The organism is Sphingobacterium sp. HSC-15S19 (assembly GCF_050433745.1).
Classification (GTDB): domain Bacteria; phylum Bacteroidota; class Bacteroidia; order Sphingobacteriales; family Sphingobacteriaceae; genus Sphingobacterium; species Sphingobacterium siyangense.
Genome location: NZ_JBNPWQ010000005.1, coordinates 153,986 through 169,104, shown reverse-complemented (window position 1 = coordinate 169,104; position 15,119 = coordinate 153,986). Strand labels below are relative to the sequence as shown.

At 40.0% G+C, this 15,119-nt stretch carries 18 protein-coding genes and 1 other RNA gene; 10 read left to right on the top strand and 9 right to left on the bottom strand.

Annotated features, from left to right (window positions below; genetic code table 11):
* Nucleotides 1-65: 65 nt before the first annotated feature.
* Both L1283_RS05905 and L1283_RS05900 read right to left on the bottom strand, forming a co-directional pair.
* Nucleotides 66-299 (bottom strand): hypothetical protein, encoded by a 234-nt coding sequence (locus L1283_RS05905; protein ID WP_070560687.1) that lies wholly within the window; start codon nucleotides 297-299, stop codon nucleotides 66-68.
* 13 nt (nucleotides 300-312) lie between these two features.
* The gene (locus L1283_RS05900; protein ID WP_157698362.1) at nucleotides 313-474 is read right to left on the bottom strand and encodes a hypothetical protein; all 162 of its coding nucleotides are present in this window, start codon (nucleotides 472-474) and stop codon (nucleotides 313-315) included.
* 87 nt (nucleotides 475-561) lie between these two features.
* On the opposite strand from L1283_RS05900, the gene dprA reads away from it, so the two are divergent.
* The 5 genes from dprA (at nucleotide 562) to accD (ending at nucleotide 4,963) form a co-directional block, all read left to right on the top strand.
* Nucleotides 562-1,680 carry a DNA-processing protein DprA gene (dprA, locus tag L1283_RS05895; RefSeq protein WP_088160246.1) on the top strand — a complete coding sequence of 373 codons (1,119 nt, stop codon included), beginning with the start codon at nucleotides 562-564 and terminating at the stop codon, nucleotides 1,678-1,680.
* Between the two features lie 87 nt (nucleotides 1,681-1,767).
* Nucleotides 1,768-3,273, top strand: coding sequence for an MFS transporter (locus L1283_RS05890; RefSeq protein WP_088163444.1), 1,506 nt, complete (start codon nucleotides 1,768-1,770; stop codon nucleotides 3,271-3,273).
* Entirely contained in the window at nucleotides 3,266-3,493 is a 228-nt protein-coding gene (locus tag L1283_RS05885; protein WP_429625951.1) for a DUF6814 family protein, read from the top strand. Before L1283_RS05890 ends, L1283_RS05885 begins: the two co-directional genes overlap by 8 nt.
* A 306-nt stretch (nucleotides 3,494-3,799) precedes the next feature.
* Nucleotides 3,800-3,897, top strand: an RNA gene (gene ffs, locus L1283_RS05880) — signal recognition particle sRNA small type.
* Nucleotides 3,898-4,120: 223 nt separating this feature from the next.
* Nucleotides 4,121-4,963 (top strand): acetyl-CoA carboxylase, carboxyltransferase subunit beta, encoded by an 843-nt coding sequence (gene accD, locus L1283_RS05875; protein ID WP_088160245.1) that lies wholly within the window; start codon nucleotides 4,121-4,123, stop codon nucleotides 4,961-4,963.
* Between the two features lie 166 nt (nucleotides 4,964-5,129).
* Here accD and L1283_RS05870 read toward each other — a convergent pair whose 3' ends face one another.
* A complete protein-coding gene (locus L1283_RS05870) occupies nucleotides 5,130-5,465 on the bottom strand; it encodes a hypothetical protein (RefSeq protein WP_088160244.1) in 336 nt (111 codons plus the stop codon).
* Between the two features lie 188 nt (nucleotides 5,466-5,653).
* On the opposite strand from L1283_RS05870, the gene L1283_RS05865 reads away from it, so the two are divergent.
* From L1283_RS05865 to L1283_RS05855, 3 genes are all read left to right on the top strand, one after another.
* Nucleotides 5,654-5,989, top strand: a complete 336-nt coding sequence (locus L1283_RS05865) for a MerR family transcriptional regulator (RefSeq protein WP_046674120.1) — start codon at nucleotides 5,654-5,656, stop codon at nucleotides 5,987-5,989.
* A gap of 193 nt (nucleotides 5,990-6,182) precedes the next feature.
* Entirely contained in the window at nucleotides 6,183-6,557 is a 375-nt protein-coding gene (locus L1283_RS05860; RefSeq protein ID WP_088160243.1) for a DUF488 domain-containing protein, read from the top strand.
* 13 nt (nucleotides 6,558-6,570) lie between these two features.
* Nucleotides 6,571-6,879, top strand: coding sequence for an AraC family ligand binding domain-containing protein (locus tag L1283_RS05855; protein WP_088160242.1), 309 nt, complete (start codon nucleotides 6,571-6,573; stop codon nucleotides 6,877-6,879).
* A gap of 17 nt (nucleotides 6,880-6,896) precedes the next feature.
* On the opposite strand, the gene L1283_RS05850 is transcribed toward L1283_RS05855, so the two are convergent.
* Together L1283_RS05850 and L1283_RS05845 are read right to left on the bottom strand one after the other, a co-directional pair.
* The gene (locus tag L1283_RS05850; RefSeq protein WP_088160241.1) at nucleotides 6,897-7,391 is read right to left on the bottom strand and encodes a metallophosphoesterase family protein; all 495 of its coding nucleotides are present in this window, start codon (nucleotides 7,389-7,391) and stop codon (nucleotides 6,897-6,899) included.
* Nucleotides 7,392-7,394: 3 nt separating this feature from the next.
* Entirely contained in the window at nucleotides 7,395-8,102 is a 708-nt protein-coding gene (locus L1283_RS05845; RefSeq protein WP_088160240.1) for a tRNA1(Val) (adenine(37)-N6)-methyltransferase, read from the bottom strand.
* A 97-nt stretch (nucleotides 8,103-8,199) separates the two neighbouring features.
* Here L1283_RS05845 and L1283_RS05840 point away from each other — a divergent pair, with 97 nt between their 5' ends.
* Nucleotides 8,200-9,357: a hypothetical protein gene (locus L1283_RS05840; protein ID WP_145327835.1), complete on the top strand. Its 1,158-nt coding sequence runs from the start codon at nucleotides 8,200-8,202 to the stop codon at nucleotides 9,355-9,357.
* Between the two features lie 200 nt (nucleotides 9,358-9,557).
* On the opposite strand, the gene mutS is transcribed toward L1283_RS05840, so the two are convergent.
* On the bottom strand, nucleotides 9,558-12,164 hold the full coding sequence (mutS, locus tag L1283_RS05835; RefSeq protein ID WP_088160238.1) for a DNA mismatch repair protein MutS: 2,607 nt from the start codon (nucleotides 12,162-12,164) through the stop codon (nucleotides 9,558-9,560).
* Between the two features lie 137 nt (nucleotides 12,165-12,301).
* On the opposite strand from mutS, the gene mtgA reads away from it, so the two are divergent.
* Nucleotides 12,302-13,066 (top strand): monofunctional biosynthetic peptidoglycan transglycosylase, encoded by a 765-nt coding sequence (gene mtgA, locus L1283_RS05830; RefSeq protein ID WP_070560704.1) that lies wholly within the window; start codon nucleotides 12,302-12,304, stop codon nucleotides 13,064-13,066.
* A gap of 114 nt (nucleotides 13,067-13,180) precedes the next feature.
* On the opposite strand, the gene L1283_RS05825 is transcribed toward mtgA, so the two are convergent.
* The 3 genes from L1283_RS05825 to L1283_RS05815 all read right to left on the bottom strand — a co-directional run bounded on the left by L1283_RS05825 (nucleotide 13,181) and on the right by L1283_RS05815 (nucleotide 15,113).
* Complete coding sequence (locus tag L1283_RS05825; RefSeq protein WP_120333524.1) at nucleotides 13,181-13,636, bottom strand: ABC transporter ATPase; 456 nt, start codon at nucleotides 13,634-13,636, stop codon at nucleotides 13,181-13,183.
* A 195-nt stretch (nucleotides 13,637-13,831) separates the two neighbouring features.
* A complete protein-coding gene (locus L1283_RS05820; protein ID WP_145327838.1) occupies nucleotides 13,832-14,377 on the bottom strand; it encodes a DUF420 domain-containing protein in 546 nt (181 codons plus the stop codon).
* 7 nt (nucleotides 14,378-14,384) lie between these two features.
* Entirely contained in the window at nucleotides 14,385-15,113 is a 729-nt protein-coding gene (locus L1283_RS05815; protein WP_145327839.1) for an SCO family protein, read from the bottom strand.
* Nucleotides 15,114-15,119 lie beyond the last annotated feature (6 nt).

Sequence of the window (15,119 nt, the reverse complement as noted above, 5' to 3'; positions counted from 1 at the left end):
GATAAACCAAAATAACCAACTATAAATAAAATTAAAAAGTATTTAACTATCTTTAACTTAAGAGACTAAAGACCCAATTCTTTTTTAATTTCTAAGCCAATTAGATTGATTTCTTCATCCATACCGAACATAGGAAGCTCCGTTTCTGGATTAAGTTTCAACCAGTTTGTATCATTGTCTTTAATAATCTTTACGTATTCCACACCATCCTTAAAAATAACATACGTATCTTCTTCCTCAGGGAAAACAGAATAAACTATATCCCCCAATTCGATATCAAAAGGTTCTTTCATTTCCATAGTTAAAATATCATTAATCGCTCAAAGTTACCAATTCCTCTTCTTTCTTTCCAAAATTGACCAATATTTCATCCCACTCGATCTCAAATAAGCTCAGGAAAATTGCATTCATTCTAGAGCAATCCGCAAATTTTCCAGCAGGCACGTGATCTCCTCCGATTAAGAACTTCGTCATTCTACTAAAAATACAACAAGCCTGAGCAATTCTAACAAAAAGTACAACAGCTCGTTATATTTTTCATATATTTAGATAAACCCAATTATGAAATTAATTTATCCCATAGCTTTGACGAAAATCAAGGGGATTGGCCCTAGAACAGCGCGTCACATCATTGACCAAGGTCACGATTTAGCGGACATATTTGCATACTCAAAAAAAGATTTGATGCAAATTCTTGGGATACGTGAGTCAATCGCCGAAGCAATATACAATAAAAGCTATATGCCCGCCTGTGAAAAAGAACTCGCTTTTATCGAAAAACATCAGATACAAGCGTTATGGCTGGAAGACCAAAATTACCCCGATAGGCTACGACAATGTGAAGACGCTCCGCTTGTTGTCTATTATAAAGGGAACCAACCACTCAACAGTGCAAAAGTTATTAGTATCGTCGGCACTAGACATGCGACCTATTATGGCCAGAAAATATGCGAAGATTTGCTAGAAGCCATGAATTGTACCAAAGACACCTTAATCGTTAGTGGTCTTGCTTATGGTATTGACGCATTAGCACATCGCAACGCACTAAAAAATAATATTCCAACCGTTGCTGTATTAGGGCATGGTCTCGATCGAATTTACCCCGCATCCCATCGCGAACTTGCCACAAAAATGCTAGACCAAGGCGGTTTATTGACAGAATTTACATCCAACACATTACCTGAGCGCAGTAATTTTCCTATGCGCAATCGCATCATAGCCGGTATGGCAGATGTCACCATTGTCGTAGAAGCTGCAATTAAAGGAGGCGCATTGATTACTGCCGAAATTGCCAACAGCTACAACCGCGATGTATGCGCCTTTCCAGGAGCCGTTTATGAAAAAAGCTCTGAAGGCACCAACTACCTCATCAAAACCAACCGTGCTCATATGATTAGAGGACTTCAGGATCTCGAATATCTCATGAATTGGGAAGTCAGCATAAAAGCTGTTGACCAGCAGCTTAGCCTTCCTTTGACACTGACAAAAGACCAACAACTCCTTTTTACACTCATTCAGCAAAAAGGACAATTAGAGATAGACCAGATGATTGACCTCACAAAATGGCCACAAAGTAAATTGGCCTTAATCCTATTGGAACTTGAAATGCAGTCACTCATTCACGCCTTACCCGGAAAACGGTATAAAACTGCCGGACACACGGAAATTCAAAAAAATTAGCTCATTTCCTATCATGCAGCAGTACTAAAATGCCGCTTGGATCGCAATAAAAATTCAGAATCATACTCAACAAAAAATCAAGAATTAATGAACGAAAACAATACAAAAAGTATTTGGAAAGTCATCGGAGCTTCCTCCATGGGAACACTTATCGAATGGTATGACTTTTTCATTTTTGGCAGCCTATCCATTGTAATTTCCACCAAATTCTTTCCGGCAGAAAATCCAACAGCGGCTTTTCTTTCAACCCTAGCCACATTTGCCGCAGGTTTTGTTGTCCGACCATTTGGCGCCCTATTTTTTGGCCGACTAGGCGATATTATCGGTCGAAAATATACGTTTATGGTTACTTTAATGCTCATGGGTGGAGCAACATTTCTCATAGGTTGTATCCCCAGCTATGAGAGTATTGGGTTTTGGGCACCGCTGCTGGTGTTGATCCTTCGTCTCTTGCAAGGTCTTGCTCTAGGAGGAGAATATGGAGGTGCAGCAACTTACGTCGCCGAACATGCCCCATTGGGCCAGCGGGGTTATTGGACATCATGGATACAAACAACAGCTACCTTTGGCCTTTTCATATCACTCGTTGTCATCCTCCTGACCAAAGGCTTTCTCAGCGAATCACAATTTGATTCTTGGGGATGGCGGGTTCCTTTCCTCCTATCTTTAGTCATGGTATATGTTTCCTATCTTATTCGTAAGAAGATGAAGGAATCACCCGAATTTAGCAAGGCCAAAGCGGAAGGAAAAACAAGTACAAATCCGCTAAAAGAAAGCTTTGGCAACCGATACAACCTCAAATTTGTACTGCTCGCACTTTTTGGTGCAGCCATGGGACAGGGCGTTGTTTGGTACACGGGACAGTTTTACTCGATGAGTTTCATGAAAACGGTCATGCACCTTCAATCTGACCAGGCCGATACAATCCTCGGCATCGCACTACTGTTGGGAACTCCATTTTTTGTCGTATTTGGGTGGCTTAGTGACAAAATTGGACGAAAATGGATCATGCTCGGTGGGATGTTACTTGCCGTATTGACTTACCGCCCGATTTACGAATCCATGTACCAACTTTCTAATGCAGAACAGAAAGTCAAGGTGAACGAAACAACGGAGGTCCCCCTTGGACCGCAATCAACAGAAGTCATTTCGATCATCAAGACTCAATATGAGGACCAGACCGAAGTTACTAGAGCCAGCATGATACATCAGTCAGGAAAACTCAAAGGACAGCCAATGACCAAAACCACAGTCCATCTTGCAGGCAAGAACTATATGCTGCTCGTCCTGCTGATCTTTATACAAGTGATTTATATTACAATGGTGTACGGGCCCATCGCGGCATTTCTTGTTGAACTATTCCCTGTAAAGATCCGGTACACATCCATGTCCTTACCCTATCATGTTGGAAATGGAATATTCGGCGGCCTCCTTCCTGCGGTATCGACATACTTAACAACAAATGCTGAAGCATCCAATACCCCGCAATTCTATCTTGCAGGTTTGTGGTACCCTATTATCATTGCCATTGTATGTTTTATCATTGGTAGTATTTATATCAACAACAAATCAACTCCCGCAACACATGAATAATCTCAAAAAATTCCTCGGCATACTTTGGATCGTTTTAGCATTGTTTACCGCTTATTTCTCCATTTTTGAACTGGCCCTGCCAAAGATTTCAACGGGACATCAGGAAGATCTCGTTTTCGGAATCATTATCCTGTGCATCTTAACTCCCATAATCTCCATTGGACTCGGCATATTTGGCTATTATTCCCTATTGGGCGAATACAATCAAGAAAAAATGTAGTCCAAAAAATGAGATCGACTTTGAATAAGGGAAATTAGACTATATAAGCCTATTCAAAGTCGATCTCATATACGCCAGATTATACTACTTCCGACGTTTCCAAAAGAACAATTACAGCCAGTGGACTTCGCCAAGCACTTATTTTACGCCATTGTTAGCGGATTTACACAGATACCAGCTATTTTCCACCATAAAATAAAGCTAAGAGCAGCTACTAAATACAATTTATTGCAATGATAATCAGCAGCATAAGATAAAATAGCATTTTTTCTTTCCTAAAACTGTTTTTTTTTCTACTTTTGTGGCGGGTAAGTCTTCTACGACCAGCTCCCATTGACTCCCCCAGGTTGGGAACAAAGCAAGGGTATTTGGTTGAGCGGTGCGATAGGAGTAGCTTACCCTTTTTTTATGCCCATTTTTTTTGACTAATCCTCCGGTCCAAAATTCAATTCTAACCTAATAATCAGCTAAATACCTTATATATCCCAATTGTTACCCGCATTTCCCCTATTTATAGAAGCCCTGTTACACAAGGAGTTTTAATCGCTTGGCATGTACATTCAACACAATTATAATTGTATATAAAAGCAAATTTATATAAGTTTGTAATCGAATAAGAACTATCGTATGAGTTGGTTTAAAAGAGAAAAAGCTGGTATTAGCACAGCTACCGCTAATAAAAAAGAAGCACCTGATGGTATGTGGAACAAATGTCCCACATGTAAAAAACCATTGTTGCATCTTGAACAAGTAGAAAACGACTATGTTTGTCAATATTGTGGGCACCACTTAAGAATTGGCTCCAAAGAATATTTTTCAATTTTATTTGACAATAACGAATTTACAGAACTATTTCCTAATCTAAATTCTGGTGATCCATTAGAATTTTTCGATTCAAAGCCATACCCTGAACGTTTAAAGGAAAGTCAAGCCAAAACAGGCCTGAAAGATGCTTTACGTTCTGGCCATGGAAAAATGAATGGTCAAGACATCGTTATTGCTTGTATGGACTTTAGTTTCATCGGCGGATCAATGGGATCTGTCGTTGGTGAAAAAATCGCGCGTTCGATAGATTACTGTATTGAGCATAAAATTCCATTTATGCTAATCTCCAAATCAGGAGGTGCACGTATGATGGAAGCCGCATTTTCATTGATGCAAATGGCTAAAACTTCGGCTAAATTAGCGTTATTGGCAAAGGCAGGACTTCCTTACGTTTGTTTATTGACTGACCCTACGACAGGAGGAGTTACAGCATCTTACGCGATGTTAGGTGATGTAAATATCGCAGAACCGGGAGCATTAATCGGATTTGCAGGACCACGTGTCATTAAAGAAACAATCAAAAAGGATCTTCCAAAAGGATTCCAGACTTCAGAATTTGTTCTTGAGCATGGATTTTTGGATTTCATTGTCGACCGTAGACAGTTAAAAAACAAAGTAGCTACTTATCTTAAATTAGTGGGATAATCATCCTCAAAATAAAAAAGAAAGCGGTGCCAAGAATATTCTTGGCACCGCTTTCTTTTTTGAAAGTGTCTATTTTATCGGCTAGAAAGCATCTTCAATTCAGCTCATAATTGTTGTGCCTATGACCTTATGAGGCTTTTATGGCAGGGTTGAATAGGCCATCTTTTTAAAGATATCGCCAAAAAGCCCATATTTTTCTTTTGGACAAATAATCTGTTTCGCCCTCCCTGTCATACGCTTCCCGCTCAAAAGAAATACGCCGGTAGGCTTTATCAAAATCTCTAAATTGAATAAAATGAACGACAAATTCTATGAGATACCATACATAGAAAAAGAGAATACCTAATTCAAGCGCCTGTCGCAAATGTATACGCTCATGACGAATCAAGTCGTCCTGCTGTTTAAAAAAGGTATTTTTCAGAAAGATAAAAGGATAAATAGTAATTGCATTGGCTTTTCCAAAAGAGAAGAAATTCGTCCAAAATTTGCTAACTATAATCATATATGATGTTTAGACCGTTTTCAAACTAGTCAAACTTAGAAAAATTTCCCTTTATACACAATTATTATTGGCTTCTCATGAATTGTACGATATCCCTCTCGGTCAGTCCCTAATCAGATAAGAGATCGCAAAAATTTCTTTTTGAATTGGAATTTTTATTAAGTTTGCTATAGATTAATCGTGAAGATATGCCGTACAAAGAGCGTGAAATAAATAAATTGTATTATACAATGGGAGAAGTTACAGAAATGTTTGATGTAAATGCGTCCCAAATACGTTTTTATGAGCGTGAATTTGACATTCTACAACCTAAGAAAAATAAAAAAGGCAATCGCTTATTTACGCAAGAAGATATTGCCAATTTAAAGATCATCTTCAATTTGGTTAAAGATAAAGGTTATACCCTACAGGGTGCACGTGATTACCTGCGTGACAACAAATCTGAGGCAAAAGAAAATCAACGTGTTGTAGATTCATTGGAGCGCTTGAAGAACTTTCTTCTTGAAGTTCGTGATTCACTATAGTACCTGAGAAACGTCTTTTAAAACTCCCGCAATAGGAAACTTTCCATCGTTTTCACCAACTTCTTCCCGTCTATCCGAGAGGGAAATTCTTTCGATTTATAGAAGAAATAAGATAACGAGCTGACACATTTTACAGCTGAAAATCATATATTTATTTTACATCAGTAATAGTGTTATTTTATAATATATAGCCATGAAAATTGTGCTAAAAAGAATATATGATGCAGCTTCCCCTAGTGATGGGTATCGTGTACTCATCGATAGACTTTGGCCTCGCGGAATAACAAAGGAAAAGGCTCATTTGTCTGAATGGAATAAGAATCTTGCCCCTTCAAAAGAACTTCGGATCTGGTATCACCACAATCCAGCTTTGTGGGATGACTTCTCGGAAAAATATCGAACAGAACTAAAGCATAACAACTATTGCAAGGAATTTCTTGACCACAACAAGCAACAAGAAATCATTACGTTATTATATGCCGCCCATGACACCTTGCATACCCACGCCCTGATCTTACAGACCTATTTACAGGACCTTTATCAACAATATATCAGCAACAACAGATAATAGTACAACGACCATGCAGACAGCATCTATTTTTCAAAACGTCACATTTCAGGACAAAAAACCCAAAATGGACCTCCTGCTAGAAACAAATGGCAGCAAAGAATATCGCTTGGCTTTTGCAGAAGGGCAATATCTAAAGGAGCATACAACAGCTGCATCAATTATTGTGGAAATTGTCGAAGGCAATATTGATTTTGGCGTTAACGGAAGCAAAATCAGTCTAACGAAAGGCATGTTAGTGACATTAGAGCCGAATGTACCGCACGATCTCTTTGCCATTACCCAAAGTATCGTCCGGCTGTCTATTCATAAAAAAGACTAAAGAAGAATCTAGGTGACTTAACGGTCTTTGAGTTCAATAACCTCCAGGTTCTCAATTTTATCTTTATTGATCTCAAACCGCATTAATGTCCTTACTTTGTGCCAGCCCTGCTTACCTGCCGCCCCAGGGTTAAGATGGAGACAATGGATCTTGGGGTCGAAGATAACCTTTAAGATATGTGAATGTCCAGTAATAAATAATTTAGGTGGATTTTTCATCAATTCCCCTTTTATGCGTGCAGCATATTTCCCCGGATAACCACCAATATGTGTCATAAATACGTCCACTTCCTCACACCTAAACCTCAAATCTTCTGGAAATTGTAAACGAATTTCCTGACCATCAATGTTTCCGTATACTCCGCGCAGTGGCTTAAAAGCGGCTAACCGATCCGCAACATCAGGATCACCAAAATCGCCCACATGCCATATCTCGTCGCAGGCTGCAAAATGAGTAAATACAGCTTCATCTAAAAAAGAATGTGTATCCGAGAGTAATCCGATCTTTGTCATCACTTAAAAAGCTAAAAAATAAGGTGCCAAGGCATTTCGATAAGCTTCTGAATAAATACCCTTGGCGGCATAAATAACAAACGTACGTTGAGCGAGCAGTTCGACGCGTAAGCGTTCAAATGTAACGATTTTCCGAATGGCCGATTCCCCTTCAAAGGAGCTTATTTGTACTTCACTGGAACAGTATAATCCCCTTTCCGCCGAAATTTTAGTCAACGTTTCCGCTAATGCCGTTGGAACGATCAACACTAATTTTCCCCGATCCGATAAACGTAAAGCGGCGAAATCCAGCAGTTCAGCAAAAAAATCCAGATCGGTATGTCGCGCCAGCTTCTTGCGTTCATCCGGGTTATGTAAGGAATCTGTATAAAAGGGTGGATTTGATACGATCAGATCGTAATGCCCTTGTACATCCATTTGTTGAAAGGAGGAAGCATGCAGCACTAAACGTTCCTGGAAAATGGAATTACGGAAGTTTCTGTCAGCCATCGCAGCAGCCAAAGGGTCAATTTCGACAGCCTCTACCCTACTGTCTACGAGCCGTTGAGCCAACATCAATGCAATGACTCCCGTACCTGTACCTACGTCCAGTATCCGGTCCACAGGTTCTACTTCCAGCAAGGAAGCCAGCAGTACACCATCTGTGTTAATTTTCATTGCACAGTCAGACTGATCAACCTCAAACTGTTTAAACCGAAATATCGACGCCATACATCAAAGATAAAACTTTTAGAACCTTTGGTACAAACAAACCAGTGTATCCTGCAATTTATTTGCTAATTTAGTCAGCAACAAATCTATATAAGCCATGAATATCCGTCAGCTTGCTTTTATGATATTGATCATCATCGGTGTGCTTCCTACAAAACTATTGCATGCACAAGAGAATTGTGACCGGCATACAACTGAAATACTTCCCTTATTGACAAAAACATTGAACAACAATGACTTTGACAAAATTGATCCTTTACTCAATAGTATACAAGCTAGCTGTGGTACCAACGAGTTTGTACAGCGTTTACGTATTCTTATATACATCATTGAAAAAAAGAATACCACAACAGAGATCAAAAATTATATAGACAATCAATTCGATAAAAATTTTCTACAAAGACTGGATGCGGCAGACCAGGACGATTTTACAACACAATACGAACAGCATAAGGAAAAATACAATTTCGTGCCATTAAGACATCCCCTGGAGGGCATGATAAAAGTAAGAGCCAAAGCCCTGCTTGCTTCCGATAGTTATACGTTAACCGATCAGGAAAAAACTATTTTAGAGCTTTTTTCAGATACTGAAGTTGCCAATGCCGTACAAGACCAACAAGCTAACGAACAAGATAATCAACAGCGGTTTCCAGTCCCCAAAGTGTACAGAGATAGACAGAAAGCCAAACTGGGCTATGTTCCTTCAATCGGCGTAGTCACCCCACTTGGCGGAGCCAACAAAATTTTCGGAACCAACATAAACTTTGGATTTATGCTGATGAGCTCGCTGGAAAGAAAATTTATTTTCGAAGGTGGCTTCAAGGTGCGCATCAACTCAAACGACCGCAATATTGATTACAATTACGAGGGCTCCAATGTTTCGGTCAATTCTTCAGCGACCGCATTTATGGGCGGTGCTGTAGGTTACAAAGTTTTTGACAACGACAAATTTATACTGATTCCAAAAGGTATCCTTGGCATAGATATTACAGATACCGGCATCACAGAAAGTGCTTATTCCTCCGGTTATTATGATCCGGATGGTTATTATTATGATGGCGGATACACCGATCGTATGGTAACCATCAATAATGTGCACTTAGGACTTGGTCTCGCATCCCTATTTCGCATGAAAAACCAAAAGTACATTGGTTTCGAACTCGGCTATCATTACACGCCTTATGATGCAAGCAGCAAGGTATTGATCCCGATACAGGCAAATTATGGAAGCTTGGAGCTATTCTTCAGGTTTTAGGCAAATAGCCCTCAAAAACCTGATGACTTCGCAGACACCAACAGCAATGAAAGCGAGCTGAAGGTTCTTTCTGGCCAATAAGACCAGACACTTTCAGAAAAAAATACGCCAGATGATGTCTATCTTAAAAAACATCATCTGGCGTATATAAATCGAAAAAAATTCCGCTTGAGATCAATTTCCCAAGCCAAAAGGAAGATTTAATTCTTTAAAAGGCGTTGTATCTCATCCAATTTCATTAATGCTTCAACCGGAGTAAGCGAATTAACATCCAGATTATTCAGCATATCCCTGATCTTATTCAAGACAGGATCATCAATAGAAAACATCTGCAATTGGTAGGCCTGTTTCTGGATTTTGCGCATGCTATCTTTAATCTGCTCACCACCTGTGCGCTCCTGCTCCAGCCTTTTCAAAATTTGATTGGCCCGACTAAGCAACTTTTGCGGCATTCCAGCGAGCTTTGCCACATGGATTCCGAAACTATGCTCTGAGCCTCCTGGAACAAGTTTACGCAAGAAAATAACTTTGTTATTAACCTCCTTCACCGTTACATTATAGTTTTTTATACGATCCAGCGAAGTAGTCAGCTCGTTTAATTCATGGTAATGCGTGGCAAACAAGGTTTTGGCCTTAGCAGCAGGATGATTATGTAAAAACTCGGCAATAGCCCAGGCAATAGAAATACCGTCATAAGTACTTGTACCACGACCGATTTCATCCAAAAGAATAAGACTGCGGTCCGATAGATTATTCATGATGCTCGCAGTTTCATTCATCTCCACCATAAACGTAGATTCACCCGAAGAAAGATTGTCCGAAGCACCTACACGGGTGAAAATTTTGTCAACCAGGCCAATCTTAGCCTCTTTTGCTGGCACAAAACAACCAATTTGCGCCATTAACACGATCAATCCAGTCTGACGGAGCAATGCAGATTTACCCGCCATGTTAGGGCCCGTAATAATAATAATCTGCTGTGTTTTCGGATCTAAAAAAGTATCATTGGTAATATAATCCTCACCTATCGGCAGGTTTCTTTCAATGACAGGGTGTCTTCCACCTTTAATATCCAAAATCTTGCTCTCGCTGACTTCGGGTTTTACATAATAGTTTTTCTCCGCTACAACAGCAAAGTTAAGCAGTACATCCAACTTGGCTATGAGCTGGGCGTTGAGTTGAATAGGTTTGATGTATTCAGCAATGGCAACCAATAGCTCAGCATATAATCTATTCTCAAGCGCTTGTATCTTCTCCTCAGCACCGAGAATCTGTTCTTCATATTCTTTAAGTTCCTCCGTAATGTAACGTTCAGCATTCACCAGTGTCTGTTTACGGATCCACGTCGTCGGAACCTTATCTTTGTGCGTATTTGTGACCTCCAGATAATAACCGAAAACATTATTGAACGCTATTTTTAAAGAAGGAATCCCTGTGAGTTCCGCTTCCCTTTTTTGGATCTCAAGCAGATAATCCTTGCCACCAAAAGCGATCTTGCGCAATCGATCCAATTCAGGGTCCACCCCTTCCGCGATTACACTCCCCTTATTGATTGCGGCAGGAGGCTCCGCCTGAACCTGTTGCTCGATTTTTTCACGTATAACAGCACAAGCATCTAACTGATCTGAGATTGTCCGAAGAGCATCAGCATCTTTACGATCCGTAAGTTCCTTCAATTTCTCAATAGCATATAATGCGCGCTTCAATTGCACAATTTCCCGCGGATTCGCTTTTTGCAGTCCGATCTTGGAAATTAAACGTTCCAGATCTCCCACCTGCTTGATCTGACCAATCAGCTCATCCCGCAAATCACGGTTAGTGAAAAAGAAATCGACCACATTCAATCGCTCCTGAATACTCTTTTTGTCTTTGAGCGGCATCACGATCCAGCGCTTGAGCAGACGCGCTCCCATTGGACTGGATGTATGATCCAATACATCGGATAGCGTTACCGCATTTTCATTCAACGATCCGATTAATTCCAAATTGCGAATCGTAAAACGATCCAGCCACATAAAACGGTCCTCTTCAATACGGGAAAGCGTAGAAATGTGTTGCAGATTACGATGCTCGGTTTCATTGAGGTAATGCAATGCTACACCAGCAGCAACAACTCCTGCAGTCATGCGGTCCACACCAAATCCTTTCATCGAGGAGACTTCAAAATGCTTCAATAGCGTTTCAGTGGCATAATCACCCGTATAAGGCCACTCGTCAAGAAAATAGGTGTAATATTGTGATCCAAACTGCTCTGTAAACTCCTTGCTCTGTTTTTTTGAAAGAATAATTTCTCTCGGTTTAAAACCTTGAAGCAATTTATCTATATAGGCCACACTACCTTGAGCAACCAGAAATTCACCTGTTGAAATATCTAAGAAAGAAATACCGATCCGCTCCTTTTCGATAAAAATTGATGCTAAATAATTATTCGATTTCTGTTGAACAATATTGTCACTGTAGGAGACTCCAGGTGTCACTAGCTCGGTCACACCGCGCTTAACAATTGTTTTTGTCGTCTTCGGATCCTCCAGCTGATCACAGATCGCCACCCGTTGGCCAGCACGCACCAGTTTCGGAAGATAGGTTTCCAATGAATGATGGGGAAAACCAGCCAATGCAGTTTCCGATTCCGAGCCATTGCCACGCTTTGTCAAAACGATGCCCAAAATCTGGGCAGCTTTGATCGCATCCTCACCAAATGTCTCGTAAAAATCGCCAACACGGAACAACAACAACGCTCCAGGATACTTAATCTTGATCGCATTGTACTGTTGCATCAATGGGGTCACTTTCTTTTCTTTTGCCAACTTTTAAAATCAATTTTTATGAAGCGTAAAAATAGGATAATATCGTCGCTTTGGCAAACGATACACTCAACTTCTCGACAAAATCATTTCCATTAAACAAGAATATAAGCTAAGTTTGTATCCGAAAAAAATTAGTCATGGCCATCAAAAGATCTGGTAAACAAAATACGTCCAGCAAACAACAAAATACCTTCAAAAAAAAATCCTTCAACCCATTGAAGTCCATAAAATCTCCTATCCTGCGCATTGTGACACGGGTAGTACTCTATTTTATTGGCATTTCACTCTTTTGGGTCATTAGCCTGCGGTTTATTAATCCTCCCATCACTTGGTTGATGATTCAACGTGGGTTTGAGCTAAAAGAACAGGGCAAGGGATTTAAACTGGAAAAAAACTGGCTGGATTACGATGAACTTTCGGACAACCTAAAGTTAGCGGCCATTGCCGGAGAAGACGCTCACTTTATGACACACTGGGGATTCGACATGCAAGGAATTCAGAATGCCATTAAAAAAAATGCACAGGGAAAGAAATTACGCGGCGGAAGTACAATCAGTCAGCAGGTAGCCAAAAATGTCTTTTTATGGCCAGGGCGCTCCTGGTTAAGAAAAGGCTTCGAGACCTACTTTACCATTCTTATCGAAACATTCTGGAGCAAGAAACGCATCCTCGAAGTTTATCTTAATGTGATTGAAATGGGACAGGGAGTTTATGGTGCGGATGCGGCAGCTTCGTATTACTTTAGCAAAACAGGCAGCAATCTTTCCAAAAAACAAGCCGCATTGATTATAGCCATATTGCCAAACCCAAGAGAATGGGATGCGCGTAACCCTTCTGCTTATGTCAATAGACGTGCAAATGCGATAGCAAAATATATGCATCATTATACTATTCCTGAATAAGCGAAACCATCGCTATTCGGCGGATCGATCAGAAGAGAAGCAATACAGATCTATAGATCAAAAAGAAAGGCCATATGTAACTATGGCCTTTCTTATATAAAATGGTTTTACAACCTATCTAAAAAGTCGTTTATGCCAGCTTTGATGGAAGGGTATTACCCAAGCGTCTTCCATTTGATGCTCATGGGTAATGGTATTATCAAATACTAAGGTATTATCGTTGATGGTACCGTCTGCCAATAACTTCTCAAATCCGTCACGGTTAACCACGCCTATTCCCTGATCCCCTTTATATGCAAATTGCATGCGATCAAATAGTTGAATACCATACTTCGATTCAACTCCTTTTAAAAACCGAACCGAACTATCAATAGAACAACCTGATGCAGCCGCTACTTCCTCGTCCACCTTAAGGATGATAAAAAGATTATCCCGCAATTCTGCGGAAGCAGAAAGTGGTTTCCCATGCACTTTCCATTGTTCAGCAAAAGCTTCCAGGTCAGTAACAATCTCCTGTCCCTCTGTCGCCGTTAACAGGCGATCGGCCTGATAAATCCAGATACGCTTCATATGCAATGATTTTTTTACAGATCCATTTAGCCGATATGAATTGGCTGATTAATCCTATACTGTTTACACTCCCGGACACATGAAATAACTGTTCCATTATATCCGTTTCTATTTCAATTTTAAACCAGATTAAACAACTCGAATCCGGCGTGCCATTGTATTTCATCACAATACCTTGACCCTCAACTCTTACCACTAACCAATATAATACGGAGAGATCATTAAGTAAACGATCACGCCGGTAACAGCTACATAAAGCCACATGGGATAAGTAATACGGGCAAGCTTTTTATGACGCTCATAAGAACCCGATATGCCTCTAACAAATGTAAAGAGTACAAAAGGGATGATGATAATGGAAAGCAAGATATGCGTGATCAGGATAAAGAAATAGATCGGTCTCAAAATTCCCTCGCCACCATATTTTGTTTCGATTGAAGTCATGTGATAAGCGACATACATCGCTAGAAAAGCTAAGGAACAAGCAATACACCATTTGATCAAACGCTCGTGTAAAGCCTTATTACCCTTTTTTATCGCAGCCACAGCCCAAAATAGTAATACAGCCGTAATCCCATTGATAGCCGCGTAGATAGGAGGCAAAAATGTTAGCGGTTTTACATCATAACCCAGCTTTTGTAAATTCACCGTAAAAAGGATAGCAACCACTATCGGTATCACAATCGATAGCAACCAAATCCATTTACTATACTTTTTTTCCTTGTTAAGACTCTCTTCCATGATATAATTACCTCTTTTGTTCTATTGTAGCTGGATGGTTTCGGACTTCCTCGACCAATAATAATTTGATTTCATCCTCAAGGCGGTCAACATCCGTTTTGACATTAATGTCATAAATACCTCTTATCCGTCCTTTTGTATCAAGTAAAAGATAATTAGACCCAATAATAAATGGTTTGCTGCCCTCCTTATTGACAAGTGCATCCTGCAATAAACTTTCCTGGGCAAATTTAAAGATATCAACAGAAGGATCTGTCACAAAAAACCAAGATTTGGTCCAAGGTTTGTAAACTTTTGCGTATTTGGCTAACACTTCTGGTGTATCGTATGCCGTATCAACCGTAATTGAATACAAGCGGACCTTCTTATTCTGAATAAATCGATTAGCGATTTGATCCAAACGCTTAATCATCGTCCGCGATAATGAAGCATCTCTAGAGTACATCAGATGGACGACAGAAAGTGTTGTATCATTATCCAATAGATGCACTTTCTTGCCATCGAAATTCACAAAATCAACCGGGGGTACAGTATGATAGATAGTATCGGGAATATCACGTCCCCATTTACGATGGGTAGTTCCCGGAACCACTTTCTTTCCAAAAATTGGCAAAGAGGCGTAGCTATTAGAACCGCTTTTATTTAGTACAAAATATAAAAATCCTGGCAATAAAAGAATTACTGCCAGGATCAATATAGTTTTAATACCTTTCTTTTGTCCAGTATTATTATCCATTCACTT

What these genes read in the sequence shown, in the direction of transcription:
- L1283_RS05865 (WP_046674120.1), top strand. Translation starts at nt 5,654, where the DNA reads ATGCCGTACAAAGAGCGTGAAATAAATAAATTGTATTATACAATGGGA.
- L1283_RS05840 (WP_145327835.1), top strand. Translation starts at nt 8,200, where the DNA reads ATGAATATCCGTCAGCTTGCTTTTATGATATTGATCATCATCGGTGTG.
- accD (WP_088160245.1), top strand. Translation starts at nt 4,121, where the DNA reads ATGAGTTGGTTTAAAAGAGAAAAAGCTGGTATTAGCACAGCTACCGCT.
- L1283_RS05815 (WP_145327839.1), bottom strand. Translation starts at nt 15,113, where the DNA reads ATGGATAATAATACTGGACAAAAGAAAGGTATTAAAACTATATTGATC.
- dprA (WP_088160246.1), top strand. Translation starts at nt 562, where the DNA reads ATGAAATTAATTTATCCCATAGCTTTGACGAAAATCAAGGGGATTGGC.
- L1283_RS05885 (WP_429625951.1), top strand. Translation starts at nt 3,266, where the DNA reads ATGAATAATCTCAAAAAATTCCTCGGCATACTTTGGATCGTTTTAGCA.
- L1283_RS05870 (WP_088160244.1), bottom strand. Translation starts at nt 5,465, where the DNA reads ATGATTATAGTTAGCAAATTTTGGACGAATTTCTTCTCTTTTGGAAAA.
- L1283_RS05890 (WP_088163444.1), top strand. Translation starts at nt 1,768, where the DNA reads ATGAACGAAAACAATACAAAAAGTATTTGGAAAGTCATCGGAGCTTCC.
- L1283_RS05905 (WP_070560687.1), bottom strand. Translation starts at nt 299, where the DNA reads ATGGAAATGAAAGAACCTTTTGATATCGAATTGGGGGATATAGTTTAT.
- L1283_RS05855 (WP_088160242.1), top strand. Translation starts at nt 6,571, where the DNA reads ATGCAGACAGCATCTATTTTTCAAAACGTCACATTTCAGGACAAAAAA.
- L1283_RS05860 (WP_088160243.1), top strand. Translation starts at nt 6,183, where the DNA reads ATGAAAATTGTGCTAAAAAGAATATATGATGCAGCTTCCCCTAGTGAT.
- L1283_RS05820 (WP_145327838.1), bottom strand. Translation starts at nt 14,377, where the DNA reads ATGGAAGAGAGTCTTAACAAGGAAAAAAAGTATAGTAAATGGATTTGG.
- L1283_RS05845 (WP_088160240.1), bottom strand. Translation starts at nt 8,102, where the DNA reads ATGGCGTCGATATTTCGGTTTAAACAGTTTGAGGTTGATCAGTCTGAC.
- L1283_RS05900 (WP_157698362.1), bottom strand. Translation starts at nt 474, where the DNA reads ATGACGAAGTTCTTAATCGGAGGAGATCACGTGCCTGCTGGAAAATTT.
- mtgA (WP_070560704.1), top strand. Translation starts at nt 12,302, where the DNA reads ATGGCCATCAAAAGATCTGGTAAACAAAATACGTCCAGCAAACAACAA.
- L1283_RS05850 (WP_088160241.1), bottom strand. Translation starts at nt 7,391, where the DNA reads ATGACAAAGATCGGATTACTCTCGGATACACATTCTTTTTTAGATGAA.
- L1283_RS05825 (WP_120333524.1), bottom strand. Translation starts at nt 13,636, where the DNA reads ATGAAGCGTATCTGGATTTATCAGGCCGATCGCCTGTTAACGGCGACA.